15 protein-coding genes and 1 other RNA gene are annotated in these 18,151 nt (G+C 47.4%); 8 read left to right on the forward strand and 8 right to left on the reverse strand.

The window, feature by feature from the left end; translation table 11 throughout:
• Positions 1–27: 27 nt before the first annotated feature.
• The 7 genes from VIM72_RS15335 (at position 28) to VIM72_RS15365 (ending at position 9,283) form a co-directional block, all read left to right on the forward strand.
• On the forward strand, positions 28–1,065 hold the full coding sequence (locus tag VIM72_RS15335; RefSeq protein ID WP_332003704.1) for a lysylphosphatidylglycerol synthase transmembrane domain-containing protein: 1,038 nt from the start codon (positions 28–30) through the stop codon (positions 1,063–1,065).
• Between the two features lie 274 nt (positions 1,066–1,339).
• Entirely contained in the window at positions 1,340–3,487 is a 2,148-nt protein-coding gene (ppk1, locus tag VIM72_RS15340; RefSeq protein WP_332003705.1) for a polyphosphate kinase 1, read from the forward strand.
• A 44-nt stretch (positions 3,488–3,531) separates the two neighbouring features.
• Positions 3,532–4,419 (forward strand): exopolyphosphatase, encoded by an 888-nt coding sequence (locus VIM72_RS15345; RefSeq protein WP_332003706.1) that lies wholly within the window; start codon positions 3,532–3,534, stop codon positions 4,417–4,419.
• Between the two features lie 95 nt (positions 4,420–4,514).
• Positions 4,515–5,330: a 3-methyl-2-oxobutanoate hydroxymethyltransferase gene (gene panB, locus VIM72_RS15350; RefSeq protein ID WP_332003707.1), complete on the forward strand. Its 816-nt coding sequence runs from the start codon at positions 4,515–4,517 to the stop codon at positions 5,328–5,330.
• A 423-nt stretch (positions 5,331–5,753) separates the two neighbouring features.
• Positions 5,754–6,824: a saccharopine dehydrogenase family protein gene (locus tag VIM72_RS15355; RefSeq protein WP_332003708.1), complete on the forward strand. Its 1,071-nt coding sequence runs from the start codon at positions 5,754–5,756 to the stop codon at positions 6,822–6,824.
• Positions 6,825–6,842: 18 nt separating this feature from the next.
• Positions 6,843–7,733: a DUF1338 domain-containing protein gene (locus VIM72_RS15360; protein WP_332003709.1), complete on the forward strand. Its 891-nt coding sequence runs from the start codon at positions 6,843–6,845 to the stop codon at positions 7,731–7,733.
• Positions 7,734–7,756: 23 nt separating this feature from the next.
• Complete coding sequence (locus tag VIM72_RS15365; protein ID WP_332003710.1) at positions 7,757–9,283, forward strand: aldehyde dehydrogenase family protein; 1,527 nt, start codon at positions 7,757–7,759, stop codon at positions 9,281–9,283.
• Between the two features lie 349 nt (positions 9,284–9,632).
• On the opposite strand, the gene VIM72_RS15370 is transcribed toward VIM72_RS15365, so the two are convergent.
• Positions 9,633–10,166, reverse strand: a complete 534-nt coding sequence (locus VIM72_RS15370; protein WP_332003711.1) for a histidine phosphatase family protein — start codon at positions 10,164–10,166, stop codon at positions 9,633–9,635.
• 358 nt (positions 10,167–10,524) lie between these two features.
• On the opposite strand from VIM72_RS15370, the gene VIM72_RS15375 reads away from it, so the two are divergent.
• Positions 10,525–12,222 (forward strand): S8 family peptidase, encoded by a 1,698-nt coding sequence (locus tag VIM72_RS15375; RefSeq protein ID WP_332003712.1) that lies wholly within the window; start codon positions 10,525–10,527, stop codon positions 12,220–12,222.
• 78 nt (positions 12,223–12,300) lie between these two features.
• On the opposite strand, the gene VIM72_RS15380 is transcribed toward VIM72_RS15375, so the two are convergent.
• The 7 genes from VIM72_RS15380 to VIM72_RS15410 all read right to left on the reverse strand — a co-directional run.
• Positions 12,301–12,711, reverse strand: coding sequence for a DUF4870 domain-containing protein (locus VIM72_RS15380; RefSeq protein WP_332003713.1), 411 nt, complete (start codon positions 12,709–12,711; stop codon positions 12,301–12,303).
• Between the two features lie 68 nt (positions 12,712–12,779).
• Positions 12,780–13,154, reverse strand: an RNA gene (rnpB, locus tag VIM72_RS15385) — RNase P RNA component class A.
• Positions 13,155–13,178: 24 nt separating this feature from the next.
• Positions 13,179–14,228 (reverse strand): Smr/MutS family protein, encoded by a 1,050-nt coding sequence (locus VIM72_RS15390; RefSeq protein WP_332003714.1) that lies wholly within the window; start codon positions 14,226–14,228, stop codon positions 13,179–13,181.
• 229 nt (positions 14,229–14,457) lie between these two features.
• Positions 14,458–14,922, reverse strand: coding sequence for a DoxX family protein (locus tag VIM72_RS15395; RefSeq protein WP_332003715.1), 465 nt, complete (start codon positions 14,920–14,922; stop codon positions 14,458–14,460).
• 47 nt (positions 14,923–14,969) lie between these two features.
• On the reverse strand, positions 14,970–16,604 hold the full coding sequence (locus VIM72_RS15400) for an amino acid permease (protein WP_332003716.1): 1,635 nt from the start codon (positions 16,602–16,604) through the stop codon (positions 14,970–14,972).
• Between the two features lie 182 nt (positions 16,605–16,786).
• Positions 16,787–17,758, reverse strand: coding sequence for a polyprenyl synthetase family protein (locus tag VIM72_RS15405; protein WP_332003717.1), 972 nt, complete (start codon positions 17,756–17,758; stop codon positions 16,787–16,789).
• A gap of 24 nt (positions 17,759–17,782) precedes the next feature.
• The coding region (locus tag VIM72_RS15410; protein WP_332003718.1) for a hypothetical protein at positions 17,783–18,151 on the reverse strand (369 nt) is incomplete at its 5' end.

Genomic DNA, 18,151 nt, shown 5'->3' on the forward strand with positions numbered 1-18,151 from the left:
ATTAACGCCCTAAAACAACTTTGGATCATGCCCAAAATGCTTAAGAACGTCATTAAGTTTATTTGCTTTTTCGGCATAGGAGTGCTGTTGATCTGGCTTTTTACCAAAGATATTACTACAGAACAATGGGAGCAGATCAATACCGCCTTCCGCAGGGCCAACTACTGGCTGCTGATCCCCACCATGACCATCGGTATTGCCAGTCACTGGTTCAGGGCTGTAAGATGGAAACTGCTCATGAAACCACTGGGCCACCAACCCTCTACACTGAATACCTTTTTTGCCGTAATGGTAGGCTACCTGGCCAACCTCGCCGTACCCCGCCTGGGGGAAGTGACACGCTGCGGGATACTGGCCCAATATGAAAAAGTGCCGGCCGATAAACTGGTAGGTACCATGATCGCTGAACGCGCAGTAGACATGGTATGCCTGCTGTTGCTCATGGCCCTTACTGTACTTACACAGCTGGACGTTCTCGGCTCTTATGTGAATGAATCCATTTTTATACCATTGTCGCACAAAATAGCCCGGGCCAACGGCGCACAGCTGCTCACCGGCATCATTATACTCGCCGCCGTTATCCTCCTGCTGCTCTGGCTCCTGAAAAAATTTGCCAGGTCCAAAGTGGCCATCACCATAAAAAACCTCGCAAGAGGCATCATGGAAGGAATTCTTTCCATCGGCAAAATGGAAAAGAAGGGCTGGTTCCTGTTACATACCGTATTGATCTGGTCATGCTACCTTTCACAGGTATACATCGGTTTCTTCTGCCTGAAAGAAACCAGTCACCTGGGCATCAGCGCCGCCCTTGCCGTACTGATGATCGGTAGTGTAGGCATGATCGTTACCCCCGGCGGTATAGGCGCCTATCAACCCCTGGTACAAAAATCCCTTGAACTGTACGGCATCCCCCTGGCCATCGGCTTCGCCTTCGGCTGGATCATCTGGGTAGCGCAAACCGTACTCGTGATCCTCCTCGGCTTTATCAGCCTGGTGGGGTTACCGCTTTACAACAAAAAATCGCCTTCGGCGATGCGGAATTTGTCTGACTCAGGATTACGCTGATTATATTGATTAATTTGATTTGATCCTATTGATTTTAATGGATTCGGGGAGATATAGCATTCGCTTATATCTCCCCGAATCTTTTATTAATTATTTTTAAAATCCAAAAAATAAAATCCAGCTAATCAGTATAATCAGCGTAATCTTGTTCCAAGACAATTTTCATCGCCGAAGGCGATTTTTCTTTAACTTTAATTTAATACTTCAATTAAAGCGAAAGCTGTATCATCGTAGTTCAGATGATGTGATTTTTATTGAATGTAAATAAGTTCGTATGCGTTTGCCGAATGGTGAGAACCTTGATACTATAACAATGCCCGAAGTAACAGTACAGAAAAAAACAACCACAAAAAAAAGCCTTACAGAGAAGAAAAAAATGATTGCCAGGGATATCAGCTGGCTCTCTTTTAATGCAAGGGTATTACAGGAAGCAGCAGATAAAACCGTTCCACTGCATGAGCGTATCCGCTTCCTGGGCATCTTCTCCAACAACCTCGATGAGTTTTTCAGGGTGAGGGTAGCTACTCTCAAACGAATGATGTCTTTCGGCAAAGCCGGTAAAATGCATCTCGAAGAAAACCCTGATAAAATACTGGATGAAATACAAACCCGTGTGATTGAACAGCAACGGGAGTTTGACCTGGTATGGAAGGATATAGCCGAAGAACTGGAAGCCCAGCACATCTTCATGCGGACCGAAAAACAACTTAACCGCGAGCAACAGAAATTTGTACTCAACTACTTCAACGAACAGGTACGCACCAACATCATTCCCCTGATGATTGAAAGCATACAACAGTTCCCTATCCTGCGCGATAAATCTATTTACCTCGCCATTGTACTGGCCCGCCAGGATAATTCCGTACGACAAAAATTTGCGCTCATAGAAATACCCACCACGGTGCTTCCCCGCTTTATTATCCTGCCCTCCAAACCCGGAGAACATGATATTATCCTGCTGGAAGACCTGGTGCGCTTTTGTCTTCCCAACATCTTTTCCTATTTCGGCTACGATAAATTTACTGCGCATATTATCAAAGTAACCCGCGATGCGGAACTGGATATTGATAACGATATCTCCGACAGCCTTATCCACCAGATTGAAAAAGGGCTGAAAGACCGTCGCAAGGGTAAGCCGGTAAGGTTTGTATACGACAAGGACATAGATCCGCTGTTATTGGAGTACCTGATGCGCAGACAGGGCCTCTCCGGAAAGGATAACCTCATCCCGGGAGCCCGTATCCATAACTTTAAAGATTTTATGGATTTCCCGGAATCCATCTTCCCACCTCATTTACACCGTAAAACATTTACCCATCCGCTGTTTGTAAATGCGCCCAGCGTAATGCACGTTATACAACGGCAGGATGTAATGCTGCACTTCCCCTATCACTCGTTCGATACCATCATCGACCTGCTGAGGGAAGCCGCCATAGATCCTAATGTATCTTCCATAAAAATAACTGCGTACAGGCTTGCCCGTAATTCCAAGATAGTAAACGCACTGGTGAACGCCGTTCGTAACGGAAAACAGGTAACTGTAGTGCTGGAATTGCGCGCACGGTTTGACGAAGCGGCCAATCTCGACTGGAAATCACGCCTGGAAGAAGAAGGCGTTAAAGTACTGCTGGGTATCCCTAATATGAAGGTCCATGCCAAATTGTGCGTGATCAAAAAAAGGATTGGCACCAAAACACTGCAATGCGGTTTTATAAGCACCGGTAACCTCAACGAAAAAACGGCAAGGGTGTACGGCGATCACTGCCTGCTTACCACCAACCGGGCCATCATTGCGGATATGAACCGTATCTTTTCCTACCTGGAAAGCGCGCGTCATGATATCAAGATCCTGGAAGGCTGCAAAACGCTGCCTGTTAGCCCGCTTAACATGCGCGATACCTTCCTTCGCCTGATCGACCGGGAGATCAAGAATGCAAAGCACAAGAAGAAAGCCGCCATCACTATTAAAATGAACTCGCTTTCCGATGCCGCCCTGATCGCCAAATTATATGAAGCTGCCAAAGCCGGCGTGGACGTAAAAATGGTGATCCGGGGTATCTGTTGCGCCTATACGGAGAATAAAAAATGGAAAAAGAACATCACTGCGGTAAGTATCGTGGATGAATACCTGGAACATGCCCGCGTATTTATTTTCCATCATGGCGGACAAGAGAAGGTGTTCATTGCTTCCTGCGACTGGATGATCCGTAACCTCGACCACCGCGTGGAAGCCGCTGCGCCTATAACGGACCCGGCTATACGACAGGAGCTGATCGACATAATGAACATCCAGCTGAGCGGCAATGTAAAAGCCCGTGTACTGGATAACGAACAGAAAAATGAATACCGTAAAGATGGAGATAAAAAGATCCGCACACAAATAGAGATCTATAAATACCTTCACGAAAAACAATACCATTAACGCTGAAAAGTTATACTTTTGCCCTTTGATCTAACGACTGACAGATGAAATTAGCTGCGATCGATATTGGCTCCAATGCTGCCAGACTGCTCATCTCTGAAGCATCGCCGAATAGCGCGGGCGTAATGGACTTCACCAAGCTAAACCTTGTGAGAGTACCGCTGCGACTGGGTTTTGACGTGTTTAACAACCAGGTTATTTCAGATAAAAAGGCGACGCACCTGATAGATACCATCCGGGCCTATAAGTTGCTGCTGGATGTGTACGAAGTAAAATATCTCAAAGCATGCGCTACCTCCGCCATGCGCGACGCCAGCAACGGCACGGATATACTCCAGCAGGTAAAAGCACAAACCGGTATCGACATCCGGATCATTACCGGCCAGGAAGAAGCTGCTTTCATTTACGAAAACCATGTGGCTGAAAACATGGATAAAACAAAGTCGTACCTCTATATCGACGTAGGCGGCGGCAGCACTGAGATCACCCTTTTCAGCGCCGGCAAACAGGTTTTTAAGGAATCCTTCAACATAGGCACTATCCGCCTGCTGCAGCAACAGGTGACTGAAGCCCAGTGGCAGCAGCTGAAAGATTTCCTGAAACAACAGCTCAAAGGCATAGGCGCCGTAACCGCCATTGGTTCCGGTGGCAACATCAATAAAATATTCTCCCTCTCCAAAAGAAAAGAAGGCAAGCCCCTTTCACTGGATACGTTGAAAGATTATTACAAGGAATTCAGCGCATTCACCGTGGAAGAACGTATTCACCTGTATAATCTGCGGGAAGACCGGGCCGATGTTATCGTTCCTGCACTGCAGATCTATGTGAACATTATGCGCTGGGCTGATACGCCGGAAATTTATGTACCGAAGATAGGGCTGGCAGATGGTCTTATTCATGCCCTTTACGAGGAGATCGCCGTCAGTTCCTGATCCCTGGCCGTACATAAAAAACATTTCCTTTTATCTTTTTATATTACCACCTTTGCGGTTATTGCTAACAGCTAAATGCTAAATGCTCACTGCTTATGTCTGTGAATAAAGAAATAAAGCGTGTCACTACGCATATACTGCAGAAGATGAAAGTAGACGGGGAAAAGATCTCCATGCTTACTGCGTATGATTATTCCATGGCCCGCATTTTTGATGATGCCGGCATTGATATCCTGCTGGTAGGAGATTCTGCATCCAATGTAATGGCCGGTCATGAAACCACGCTGCCTATTACACTGGACCAGATGATCTATCATGCTGCTTCAGTAGTAAGGGCCATTAAACGCTGCTTCGCAGTGGTAGACCTGCCCTTTGGTTCCTACCAGGGCAACTCCAAGGAAGCACTGGGATCTGCCATCCGTATCATGAAGGAAACCGGCGCCCATGGAATTAAAATTGAAGGCGGCGAAGAAATCATTGAATCCGTAAAACGTATTATCTCCGCCGGCGTTCCGGTAATGGGCCATCTGGGCCTCACGCCGCAATCCATCTATAAATTCGGCACCTACGCGGTACGCGCCACCGAAGAAGCCGAAGCCAATAAACTGATCAACGATGCAAAACTGCTGCAGGAAGCCGGATGCTTTGCCATTGTGCTGGAAAAAATTCCTGCTGCCTTGGCCAAAGTAGTGGCAGAAACGGTGGAAATTCCTATCATCGGCATCGGCGCCGGCAGGTATGTAGATGGCCAGGTGCTGGTGATGCATGACATGCTCGGTATTAATAAGGAGTTCAAACCACGTTTCCTCCGTCGTTACCTCGACCTTTACAGCGAGATCTTTGGCGCCACCCAGGCCTACATCCATGATGTAAAGTCCAAAGATTTCCCGAATGAAAACGAACAATACTGATTGAAGAAATAAGCATGACGGATTTGTAAAGAGATCTTTTATCTCTCTGCAAATTCGTCATTTGCATTTAATATAAATTCCCTATATTCGCTTCGCACTTTATAAGTTGATGAACTACCTGTTAAACATACAGCTTTCTCTACTCTCCTATCTGCGGAGCACCTGCTCCCATGTGCCATAGGTAGCACTTCCTCTTTTATATCTTTCCTGTAAAGCCGCACAGCGGCTTGTAAAACTATTGTATCCGCAATACTGGCATTCATCATGACAGGTGATTTGCATTGGTCTGTTTCAGCCAATCTGCAAGTACATTTATTCATGTATAACAGTGACGTATATACGTAGTTAGGGGAAACGTCATTTGTTTTCATTTACCCGGGAGATATAAAAATTCTCCCGCTTCACTATAATTCCAAACAGATTATGAAACGTGTAATGATTATCGGCGCCGGCAAGATCGGCGAAACTGCTGCTTTTTTACTGCAACAGTCCGGCGACTATGAAGTAACGCTGGCCGACAGCAACAATGCCCTGCTGCAAAAGTGTACAGACGCCCGCATCCGCAAAACGATACTGGATGTAAACAATGCCAACTCTCTTCAGCAGGCGTTACAGGAGCAGGACATGGTGCTCAGCGCCTGCCCTTTTTTCCTGAATGTAAAAATTGCCACAGCAGCGGCCAAAACCAACACCCACTATTTTGATCTGACGGAAGATGTGGCCACTACCAATGCGATCCGCGGAATAGCTGCGGAAGCAAATGTAAGCTTCATGCCGCAATGCGGACTGGCCCCGGGTTTCATCAGCATTGCCGCTCATGATATTGCCAAACAGTTTGATTCGCTGGATGCCGTTCGCCTCCGTGTAGGCGCCCTGCCCCAGTTTCCTACCAACAGCCTTATGTACAATCTTACCTGGAGCACGGATGGGCTGATCAATGAATACTGCAACCCCTGCGATGCCATTCATGAAGGCGAACGCAAAGAAGTAATGCCTATGGAAGGCTATGAGCGCTTTGCACTCGACGGCGTGGAATATGAGGCATTTAATACTTCCGGCGGACTTGGCGCGCTGGCCGAAATACTGGACCGTAAAGTGTATAACCTCGATTATAAAACCGTACGTTATCCAGGTCATTGCCAGCTGATGAAGATCCTTCTCAATGAACTGAAGCTCAATAAAAAGAGAGAAATACTAAAGGAGATAATGGAAGATAGCATACCTTTCACCCCGCAAGACGTAGTATTGGTTTTTGTATCTGTTTCCGGGATGGTGAACGGCCGCTCTGTGCAACGGTCTTATTCCCGCAAGATCTATAACCAGGCAGTTGGAGGCAGGGACTTTACAGCCATTCAGCTTACCACCGCCGGCGCTGCCTGTGCGGTAATAGACCTGCACGCCAAAGGAATGCTGCCTGCCAATGGCTTTGTACGCCAGGAAGATGTGGTATTCGATGACCTGATCAACAACCGCTTTGCGGTATATTATAACTAGCCCTAAAAGCTGTATGTCATGTTAAAAGATGTTTTAAACGGGCTGATGGAACGCTATCAGCAAAGGGTTCCGGATGTTGGAGCTGTTATTGCCGCCATGGTAAAGGAAGGCATTATTGCCAGCGCAGATGATATTGAAAATGATCACATCGCCTTTCGTACCATGGGCGTACCACAGCTGGGGGTGCAGTCGCTCGAGAAAATATTTCTCCATTACGGCTATACGAAAATGGACCCCTATCACTTCCCTGCCAAAAAACTGGATGCGTGGTGGTATGCTCCTCCCGAGCCGCAATATCCCCGCATCTTCATCAGCGAGCTGCGTGTAGCCGATCTGAGCAGCGCTGCACAGGCCATCATTCACCGCTATACAGATGAAGTAACAAGCGATCCTGTGAATGCACTGAACCTGGACGATAGCAAAGCCGTAGATACCTTCCTTCACAGCGCCCTGTGGCAAACCCCTACCCTGGCGGATTACAAGGTACTGGCTGCAGAAAGTGAATATGCTGCATGGGTGATCTATAACCGTTATTATCTCAATCACTTCACCGTAAGCGTACATAACCTTCCGGCAGGATATAATACAGTGGCTGATTTCAACCGTTTCCTGGAACAACATGGATTTCATCTCAATGATGCAGGAGGTAAAATAAAAACAAGCCCCGACGGCAACCTGCTGCAAAGCGCCACTGTAGCGGGAATGATCACTGCCACCTTTGCCGGCGGCGAAGAATACGCCATTGCCGGTTCATATGTGGAATTTGCCGAAAGAAAAGTACTGCCTGCATTTGCACATCTGCCGGCAGGCGAAATACGACGGGAACACCGGCGGGAAGGGTTTGAAGCCGGCAACGCCGATAAGATCTTCGAAAGCACCTACTCCGCCCAAACAAAAAAAAGTTCCTAATTTTAGTCCTTAATACACCAACAATGGAAGATATCTTAAAAGCATTTGGCATCACCGCGGCGCAAAGTGGCATCAGCACGGGAACGCACTGGTTGCCGGCTCACGGGGAAGAGATCAGCTCGGTTTCACCGGTAAATAATAAAAAGATTATTACGGTTAAAAGCGCCAGCCGGGAAGATTATGACCAGGTGGTGGCCATTGCACAGGAAGCCTTCAAAGAATGGCGTGCCTGGCCGGCTCCCAAAAGAGGTGAAATAGTACGGCAGATCGGGGTTGCGCTCCGTGAACATAAAACAAACCTGGGCAAGCTCGTATCCTATGAAATGGGAAAAAGCCTGCAGGAAGGATATGGGGAAGTACAGGAAATGATCGATATCTGCGACTTTGCCGTGGGACTATCGAGGCAACTGCATGGGTTAACCATGCACTCCGAGCGCCCCGGGCACCGGATGTATGAGCAATGGCATCCGCTTGGCATCACCGGTATTATTTCCGCTTTCAATTTCCCGGTTGCGGTTTGGAGCTGGAACTCCATGCTGGCATGGGTTTGCGGAAATGTATGTATCTGGAAGCCTTCTGAAAAAACACCTGTTACCGCACTGGCCTGCCAGCATATTGTAGCCAATGTATTTGCCGCGAACAAGGTGCCGGAAGGGGTTTGCTGCCTGGTGACCGGCAACAGGGACGCCGGTGAATGGATGTCGCACGACAAGCGTATCCCGCTGGTATCTGCCACCGGTTCCACCCGGATGGGTAAAGCCGTAGGCGCGGCTGTTGGCGAGCGCTTGGGGCGCTCCCTGCTTGAGCTGGGCGGCAATAATGCCATTATCATCTCCCAGGATGCCGATCTTGATATGTCGCTTATAGGGGCCGTATTTGGCGCTGTAGGCACCGCCGGGCAGCGCTGCACTTCCACCCGCAGGCTGATCATCCACGAAAGCGTGTACGATGTCTTTACAGCGCGGCTGGTAAAAGCATACGCGCAACTGCGTATCGGTAATCCGCTGGATGAACATAACCACGTAGGCCCGCTGATCGATAAAGCGGCTGTAGATGCTTATCTCAGCGCAATTGAGCAGGTAAAGCAACAGGGCGGTTCCTTCCTGGTGGAAGGGGGCGTATTATCAGGTCCGGGTTACGAATCAGGATGCTATGTAAAGCCTTGCATTGCAGCAGTGGAAAACACCTACTCCATTGTACAGCACGAAACCTTTGCGCCTATCCTGTATGTTATGAAATACGCCACCCTGGCCGAAGCCATTGCCATGCAGAATGATGTGCCGCAGGGGCTATCCTCCGCCATCATGACGCTGAACCTCCGGGAGGCAGAACAGTTCCTTTCCAATGCAGGATCCGACTGTGGTATTGCCAATGTAAACATCGGCACTTCCGGCGCCGAAATAGGCGGCGCTTTCGGGGGCGAAAAGGAAACAGGCGGTGGCCGTGAAAGCGGCTCCGATGCGTGGAGAGCTTATATGCGCCGGCAAACCAATACCATCAATTATTCCAATAGCCTTCCACTGGCCCAGGGTATCAAATTTGATCTCTAGCACAAATCAACCGGCTATCTCTTTCATAACAAAAGCGATAGCCGGAAACAATATATTTCTACAGTAAATTTTTGTGGATTATCCAGCTCCGAGGCGCTTGCCCCGGAGCTTTTAATTTTCGTGACAGGAGACGCTACCCGATCAGATTTTTAAAAGCGGTTGATAAAATAACTAGGTTGAAATATTCCCGGTAACCTTTGTTACCTTTCTCTACATACACCGATGGCTGCATGGTTTTTAAAAATAGTAGCGAGGTTAGAGAACCCCGCTTTTCGTTAAACGGAAACCATGCTTATGAGAAAAGTCAGCAATGGCGGGAAGCCATCAATAACTTTTCCGGATATAAATATTAGACTTTTTTTTGAATATTCATATTCAACTTTTGTGCTACTGCCGCGCCACCGCCACTGTGCTTTACCACTAAAACCTGCCCACATCCTTTATCATACAGTGTTTTCATGGTTTTCCCCCTCACGCCCGCATGCTGCAACATTGCAGTAATATTTTCGGGAACACTGCAAATGACAATGGTTTTGCCCTTATTTTTCTTTATCATGTCTTTAATAACAGCCATGGTCTGGTCCGGATCACCGTTTAAACGGAAATAGTCCAGCTGCTGCTGGCGTGCTTTTGAGAGCGGAGTCACCGTTTGTACAGAACGGTTCAGGTAAGTGGTATAGATGGCGGAGATATCCATTCCTTCCAATGAAGACGCCAGCTGGGAGGCTTGTTCCTGTCCTGTAGCGCTAAGACCGGGATCTGCAGACGGAGATGCTTCCACTTCCGCGGCATTCACAAAAATAAGGGTGGTTACTTCCGGTTCCGTAGCAGACGCAGGAGTGCCGGTAGCCAGCAAAGTGGCCATGAGAACAGCTTTTAACATGATGGGTAGATTTAAGTAAATGAAATACGATACCTGTAAAAATCCCGAACGTAGATCTGGCAGATGAGGGGTATGAGGAATAAGAACAGGTTGAAGTTAAGACAGTCCGTAACAATTGTAAAAGGGATTGTGACAGGTGGTTACCGGCTATGGCCAGCAAGCAAATCAGGATAAGATCGCCTATGGACGGGCTGGCCACCGGCTGATAAGGCAATGATCAGAAACCCCCTCCAATCTCCCAATCAACCAACAAATAGCGCGTTTATCATTAATATTTAATGTTATACCGCTTTTTCTATACCTTTAATCTTATCATCATGATATTTTTAGTTGTTTTTTATAGGGAAAATTATTGAACATGAAATTGTTAAGCCGAGAGGTTGCAGTCCTGGCAGGGTGTGTTGCATTGGTGACTGCATTTACAACAAATACTGAAGCGCAAAGTAAACCCCAGATACCTAAAAACTGGCAGTTGCTCAGTTACAACACCGATAGTGTTTATGGTACGTCGACAGAAAAAGCCTACAAGGAATTGTTAAAAGGGAAGAAAAGCACCCCCGTTATTGTGGCGGTGATCGACTCAGGTATTGACACTACTCATGAGGATCTGAAAAGCATTTTGTGGACGAACACCCGCGAAATTCCCGGTAATGGCAAGGATGACGACCGGAACGGGTATGTGGACGATATTCACGGCTGGAACTTCCTGGGTGGTAAAGACGGCAGCAGCCTGAAAGAAGATTCTGAAGAAGCTGCCCGCGAATACTACCGGTATAAAAGCCTTTATGGCAACCCTGATTCCGCATTGGCCAAAGATTCAAAGGAATATGCCATCTGGCAACAGCTGCAGGCAAAAATTGAGAAGCCTAATTCCCAGTTTAAGATGCAGTATAAAAGCATGTCGAAGCTCCAGGAAAACGTAAAAAAATGTGAAACCATCCTGAAGAACTATCTCGGTAAGGATGATTTCAATGTAGGGCAACTGGACAGTATTCAAACTACCAACCAGGATGTACTGCTGGCACGCAATTTCATGAGCCGTTTGCTGAAAAGCGCCGGTGATGAACCTGCTACTTTCGGCGAGTTCAAAATGGAATTTGATGAATACATGAATGAACTGAAGCGTAAGGCAGAAAGCACCGAAGTAGCGCCAAACGCCAACAGGGAAAGGATTGTGGGCGACAACCTCGATGATATCAACGATAATAAATACGGTAACAATGATGTAATGGGCACCTTTGGGTTCCATGGCACGCACGTTTCCGGCATTATTGCCGCAGCCAGGAACAACGGCGTTGGTATGGACGGCGTGGCCGATAACGTGCGCATAATGGCTGTGAAAGCCGTTCCTGATGGAGATGAAAGGGATAAAGATGTGGCTTTGGCCATTCGCTATGCGGTAGATAACGGCGCACAGATCATCAATATGAGCTTTGGTAAACCGTTTTCCCCGCATAAAGACTGGGTAGATGCCGCCTTTAAATATGCCGAAGAGAAAGGCGTGTTACTGGTACATGCAGCCGGTAACGATGGCAGCAATAACGATTCTGTTGCCAACTACCCTAACCCCAACTATCTTGATGGCACAATAGCCACCAATGTGATCACGGTAGGCGCCAGCAATACGGGTCTTGGTAACGATAAAGTAGCTCCTTTCTCCAACTACGGCAAGAAAACCGTGGATCTATTTGCACCGGGTGTACAGATCTATTCTACCATTCCCGGCGGTAACAAATACGGCAGCGCCAGCGGAACCAGTATGGCCAGCCCGGTGGTAGCCGGTGTTGCAGCGCTGGTGCTCTCTTACTATCCTGAGCTTAGCGCCAAACAACTGAAATATGTACTTGAAAAAAGCGCTACACCGCTGCCAGACGGGACTACAGAGGTAAATAAACCAGGTAGTTCCGGCGAGAAAGTAAATTTTGCAGATCTTTCGGTGACAGGTGGAATGGTAAACGCTTACGAGGCATTAAAGCTGGCGGCTACCATCAAAGGTGAAAATGTAAAGGGCAAAAAACAACACAAATCAAAAGTGAAGGCCATCAGGAAGAACTGAATCCTTCAACATCCATAAAAAGCGAGCGGGAATTTTATCTTTCAGAAAGATAAAATTCCCGCTCGCTTTTATACACTATTATTTTACAAGGCGCACACTCAGCGGATACCTGTAAGACTGGCCGTTACTGGCTTTTACGGCCGCAATGATGCTGAAAATAACGTTCAGCAGCCATAATACGCCTAGCAGGTTTGTCCAGCCCCAGGCATTATAAAACTCTCCCCTGGTATGGCGCCAGAAACTGGTGATCGACCAGAAACCGGTGGCGATATTATTGATCAGGTTTACAATTACCGCGGCAATGCTCAGCGTGATCTGGAAATTGATAGCTTCTTTTCCCTGGCTGTCTACAAAAGTGGATTCATTTTTTTTGATCAGCCAAAAGACCAGTACCCCGATAATATTACCAACAGTAGGAAGTATAAGCATCCCGATAATTCCTCCCAGGTGTACAAGGGCTGCCCAGGTTCGTTCGTCTTTCTGATTCATAAAATAGAGATTAAATATAATACGGGAAGTTAACAGGATATTTTAGCATATCAAAAAAGAGAGAAGAAAAAAACTACAAACCTGTAAGCCGGATTCTGTTCCTGCCCCGGCAAGCCGGGACAGGCTGCTATCATTTATCTGCGGCAACGTTCGCACGTTGCCTGTATCTGCCTACCCTCGGTCATCGGGCGAGCAGCCCTCAAACGACCGTATACATGGCATTTCAGCACGCAAGGTTTACCCGCACAAACAGTTACCTGCCTGCACCGTGGGCTCTTACCCCACATTTTCACCCTTATCTGCATGGCAGACGGTTATTTTCTGTGGCACTGGCTGTACCCGGTTTGCACCGGGCCCCACCCGTTAGGTGGTGCGTTGCTCTGCGCTGTCCGGACTTTCCTTCCCGTTGCACAAGTCAGCGGAACGATAGCACGGTTTGTAGTTGAAGCGCGAAGGTAATGAAAATATTACCTAAACGTTATTTCGGTGGCGCCATAGCCGTATTTGGCGTGGTATTGATTCACAAAGGTGGCCACTTCAGGCGTTTGCCGGAGGATCTGGTGGATCTCATCTTTGAGCTTGCCTTTTCCCACTCCGTGAATCACAATCAGGTTATGCTGGTGGTGACTGATGGCCAGCTCCAGGTAACGCTGGAAAGCGTTCAGCTGTATAGCCAGTATAGCAATATTGCTCAGCCCTTTCCAGTTCTTCTCCAGCGCCTCAATATGCAGGTCCACTTCGTGTTTGGGTTCCAGGGAAGTTTCCGGCTGCAGTTGTATCTTGCTTAACAGGCTGGCAAAATTGCCGGATCCTATCGTGGTAACAGGTGCCTTCTTTTTCGTCTGCTCCACAGGTGCAGGCGGTTCGGGCGCCTTCTCCGGAAATTTATCAAACAGTGGGTAAGTAATGGTGGCTTCTGCTTTGGTACGCAGTTCCTCCAGCTGTATAAACATTTGTTTGGGCTTGATCTTCCAGGTTTTCTTAACAGAAGCAGCCAGCTTTGGTTGTGGTTCCTTCAGGAAAAAAGTGAACTCAAACCGCGGGTTGTCATTGAGCGATTCAAAGAGGAGATCTGCAAGATAGAAATGATTATATGGATGTATTTCATTCTTGATCTCCAGGTCCAGCTGGTTATTCAGCCATATCTGGAAATAGAAGCGCATGGTGTGCGGGGTATCATTGAACAGGTTAAACTTCATCAGCTTCACTGTTTCATCATATCCATCCATCTGGTATACCGGTAAAACAGACAGGAACATCCCTTTATCTGTTTTAAACACTTCATACTTCCTCCTGTCTACTTTGATCTCATCCCCGGGGATCAGTTTAGGCTTTTCTTTGACCAGTTTCTGCTGGGTAAACCGGTGGAAATAGGGAAAGTCGATCTGATCCAGGTATACCGGGAAAGACGTTCCTTTCACCTCTATCATCACCATATTATCATTCACAATGTCAACAACCGTTCCTTCTTCTTTTGAACTCAACAACAAGATGTTGTCGCCTTTTTGGTATTTCATAATTGCATTCTTCAACTGCAAAAATAAATTATTGGAGGGACATACCCGCCTCTATCTCCCCGGATCCTTTAAAAATCCAAAAGAAAAACTCCACGAAATCATTATAATCAACATAATCCTGAGTCAGACAAAATCCGCATCGCCGAAGGCGATCCACAGCAAACACGAGGTCCCATTGCCATTAAAATTAAAATGGTAACACTCACCTGCACGGCTATATGAAGAATAGCTAATCTGCGTATTTCCTTGACCGGGCCTTTTCGGGGTGCCGGCGCATATATTCATCCACTGAAATACGGCCGCTGCCTTCAATCAGGAAGAATATCAACAGGAACAATACCAGTAAGGAGATACCCATTACCGGGTACACGGTAAACAGCCCTGTTGGAGAATGAACAAAAAATACAGCACCCAGCAATACGGGGATATTCACCAGCACAGAGAACCTGGTAAGCAGTCCCATAGCGATGAACAACCCTCCTACCGTGTGCGCAAATACAACATAATGTCCCAGGAATATGGACAGGGTGGCCAAAGTGGGGTTCTGGTTAATCATGGAAATCAGTGCATCGCGGTCCTGTACAAACCGCACACCAACGTACATGAGAAATAGCCCCAGCAGAATGCGGACCACGCTCAGCCAATTCGGGTGATGTGTATCACCCCAGTGTTCAACCCGTTGTAGCATGTTCATAAAATATAAATTTTAGGATCAAAGAGCTACACTGAAGTTACGAAGATTTAAGCTTTTGTGGCCAGCTTGCTGTTGGTATAGCTGTAGAGGAAATAAATGGTTAATCCTACCGTGAGCCACACAGAAAAAACGATCCAGTTTTTAAGGGCAATTTCCGTCATCAGGTAAAAACAGCTGAGCATGCCTAAAACGGGTATCAGCGAGAGTTTGCGGGTAAGTGAGAAAAAGGCAAGCGCGATGCTTACCACCACGAATATGTAGAAGGGAATGTTATGCTTCCATACGTCCCAGCCACCGGCCAGGGAAAGTTTGGCGGCAATTTCCTTATGGAATACGAAAACAAGCGCCACTATAATACCCGGAACAATGAACTGCCCGTTAATGTAAGGCAGCTGAAACCGTTTTACCGTGGCTTTTTCTTCTCTTGGCAGGATGAGCACCCCTCCGCAAACCAGGATAAAGGCAAACAGGGTACCGATACTGGTAAGGTCAGTAACGATGGTCAGGTTCAGGAACAGCGCCGGGATACCTACCAGTATACCTGTGATAATAGTAGCGAATGAGGGCGTTTTGAACCGGGGGTGTATTTTGCTGAAACGCTTTGGTAACAGGCCATCGCGGCTCATGCTCATCCAGATGCGCGGCTGTCCTATCTGGAATACCAGCAATACGCTGGTAGTGGCCACCACCGCACTGATGGAAATGAGATAGCTGATCCAGGGCAGGTTTACTTCGTTAAAAACGTAAGCCAGGGGATCATTTACCTTCAAATTGTAATACGGCACCATACCGGTAAGCACAAAGGAAATAAGGATATACAACACGGTACAGATAATCAGGGAATAGATCATGCCTTTGGGCAGATCCCGTTGCGGGTTGGCGCATTCTTCCGCCGTGGTGCTTACCGCGTCAAAGCCAATATAAGCAAAAAATACGGCCGATACCCCCTTCAGCACACCAGAGAACCCATTGGGCATAAAAGGCTGCCAATTGGCCTTATTTACATAAAAAAAGCCCACTACGATCACAAACAGGATCACCAGGATCTTAAGGGCCACCATAAAGTTGGCGCTCTTTTTACTTTCCTGGATGCCTACATAGGCCAGGTAGGTGACCAGCAGCACGATAAGGAATGCCGGGAGATTTACAATAAAGGGAATGCCTGCAATATGCGGCGCCGCAGCGATGATCTCCGGTGTGGCGCTGTCGTAGTTGCTGGCCAGCCAATCGGGTAAGCTCAGACCTATGCCGCTCAGGAGATTATTGAAATATCCGCTCCAGGAGATGGCGACGGCGATATTACCAATGGCGTATTCCAGGATCAGGGCCCAGCCTATCACCCAGGCGGCCAGTTCCCCGAAAGTAACGTAAGAGTAGGTATAAGCGCTGCCCGATACCGGTACACGGGAAGCAAATTCGGCATAGCAGAGTGCGGAGAACCCGCAGGTAACCGCTGTAATAACAAAAAGCAGGGATACACCCGGGCCACCGTGGAAAGACGCCTCCCCAATGGTGGAAAAGATACCGGCCCCGATTACTGCCGCAATTCCCATAGCGGTAAGGTCTTTCACCTTCAACACCTTATGCATTCCTCCTGTTTCATGGCCATCTGACAAACCGTCCCTGGCATCTTTGATAATGGCAGTAAGTGATTTCTTCCGAAACAGCGAATTTGATGACATTGGCTAAGGAATTACGTTTAGATTTGTTGTCTTTAAATTTAAGGAATATGATTGTCTTACTGCTTAAAAATAATAAAGCTGATTGCGCTGATTAATCTTTCAGAAATAATCAATGCAATCAGCCATATCACTTCATCCTGAATAAGACAAACGCGAATATAATGCGAATTTGAATACGAACCTTATTGCTGACGGTTTAAGAGGAAGTTAGCCACTTCTTTCAGCGCCTCCTTGCGGCTGGACAATACAGCCACGTTATCCAGGCTTTGGAAGGCCAGTTGCTGGAAACGTTCCTTTTCCCTTTCTGCCCATTCATCTACTTTACAGCTGCGGAACAACGCCAGTACACGTTCTACTTTATCTGCCGGCGATGTGTTCAGCAGCATTTTCAACTCCTCCCGTTGTTCCGGGGTGCATAGCTCCAGTGCTTTCAGGAGCAGGAATGTTTTCTTATTTACCAGGATATCTCCCCCCTGCTGTTTGCCAAATTTTTCGGGGTCGCCAAAAGCATCGAGGTAGTCGTCCTGGATCTGGAAGGCAATTCCAACGTTTTTACCAAAGGAATAAATGTGCTGCTGGTTACCTTCCCCGGCGCCACCAATAATAGCGCCCAGTTGCAGGCTGGCCGCCAGCAACACAGATGTTTTCAGGCCAATCATATGCACGTAGTCATCGTATTGCACCTTTTCAGGGTCCATGCCTTCAAAGTCCATATCAAGCTGCTGCCCTTCACACACCTCAATGGCGGCTTTATTAAATACGGAAATGATCTTTTGCTTATAATGGGCATCTATTTTATTGAGACGTTCATATACATAGATAAGCATTACATCGCCGGCCAGGATAGCTGCCGGCTCCCCATACACGGTATGAACAGTAGGTTTGCCGCGGCGGATGGGCGCTTTATCCATGATATCATCATGCAACAATGTGAAATTATGAAAAAGCTCTATTGCACTACCTACTTCGAATGCATCCGTCCGCAGGTCGTCAAATAATTCATTTCCCATCAGGCATAATACAGGACGGATCCTTTTCCCGCTTATTCCCAGGATATGGGAAGCTGCATTATATAATTTACTGGGTTGTTCCGGGAACTGTTGTTTTTCAAAATGCTGACTGAACTGCGTTGTTAATTCTTTGAATGAATGCATTGCTGTTGGCTAGTGTTTTATTATTTACTTTTTCTTTGACTTGTTTTTAGCTGCGGCCTTCTTCGCTGGTACCGCTTTCTTTGCTAACGGTTTAGCAGCGGCTTTCTTTGCTGGTACTGCCTTCTTTGCCACCGGTTTGGCAGCGGCCTTCTTTGCTGGTACGGCTTTCTTTGCCAACGGTTTAGCTGCAGCTTTCTTCGCTGGTACGGCTTTCTTTGCTACCGGTTTAGCAGCAGCTTTTTTCGCCGGTACGGCTTTCTTTGCCACCGGTTTAGCAGCGGCTTTCTTCGCTGGTACGGCTTTCTTTGCTACTGGTTTAGCTGCGGCTTTCTTCGCTGGTACGGCTTTCTTTGCCACCGGTTTGGCTGCGGCTTTCTTTGCTGGCGCTGGTTT

The sequence above is a fragment of the Chitinophaga sp. genome (assembly GCF_036569185.1).
Classification (GTDB): domain Bacteria; phylum Bacteroidota; class Bacteroidia; order Chitinophagales; family Chitinophagaceae; genus Chitinophaga.

Excerpts from the sequence above, each read along its gene's own strand:
- VIM72_RS15335 (WP_332003704.1), top strand. The coding sequence starts at position 28 with ATGCCCAAAATGCTTAAGAACGTCATTAAGTTTATTTGCTTTTTCGGC.
- ppk1 (WP_332003705.1), top strand. The coding sequence starts at position 1,340 with ATGCGTTTGCCGAATGGTGAGAACCTTGATACTATAACAATGCCCGAA.
- VIM72_RS15345 (WP_332003706.1), top strand. The coding sequence starts at position 3,532 with ATGAAATTAGCTGCGATCGATATTGGCTCCAATGCTGCCAGACTGCTC.
- panB (WP_332003707.1), top strand. The coding sequence starts at position 4,515 with ATGTCTGTGAATAAAGAAATAAAGCGTGTCACTACGCATATACTGCAG.
- VIM72_RS15355 (WP_332003708.1), top strand. The coding sequence starts at position 5,754 with ATGAAACGTGTAATGATTATCGGCGCCGGCAAGATCGGCGAAACTGCT.
- VIM72_RS15360 (WP_332003709.1), top strand. The coding sequence starts at position 6,843 with ATGTTAAAAGATGTTTTAAACGGGCTGATGGAACGCTATCAGCAAAGG.
- VIM72_RS15365 (WP_332003710.1), top strand. The coding sequence starts at position 7,757 with ATGGAAGATATCTTAAAAGCATTTGGCATCACCGCGGCGCAAAGTGGC.
- VIM72_RS15370 (WP_332003711.1), bottom strand. The coding sequence starts at position 10,166 with ATGTTAAAAGCTGTTCTCATGGCCACTTTGCTGGCTACCGGCACTCCT.
- VIM72_RS15375 (WP_332003712.1), top strand. The coding sequence starts at position 10,525 with ATGAAATTGTTAAGCCGAGAGGTTGCAGTCCTGGCAGGGTGTGTTGCA.
- VIM72_RS15380 (WP_332003713.1), bottom strand. The coding sequence starts at position 12,711 with ATGAATCAGAAAGACGAACGAACCTGGGCAGCCCTTGTACACCTGGGA.
- VIM72_RS15390 (WP_332003714.1), bottom strand. The coding sequence starts at position 14,228 with ATGAAATACCAAAAAGGCGACAACATCTTGTTGTTGAGTTCAAAAGAA.
- VIM72_RS15395 (WP_332003715.1), bottom strand. The coding sequence starts at position 14,922 with ATGAACATGCTACAACGGGTTGAACACTGGGGTGATACACATCACCCG.
- VIM72_RS15400 (WP_332003716.1), bottom strand. The coding sequence starts at position 16,604 with ATGTCATCAAATTCGCTGTTTCGGAAGAAATCACTTACTGCCATTATC.
- VIM72_RS15405 (WP_332003717.1), bottom strand. The coding sequence starts at position 17,758 with ATGCATTCATTCAAAGAATTAACAACGCAGTTCAGTCAGCATTTTGAA.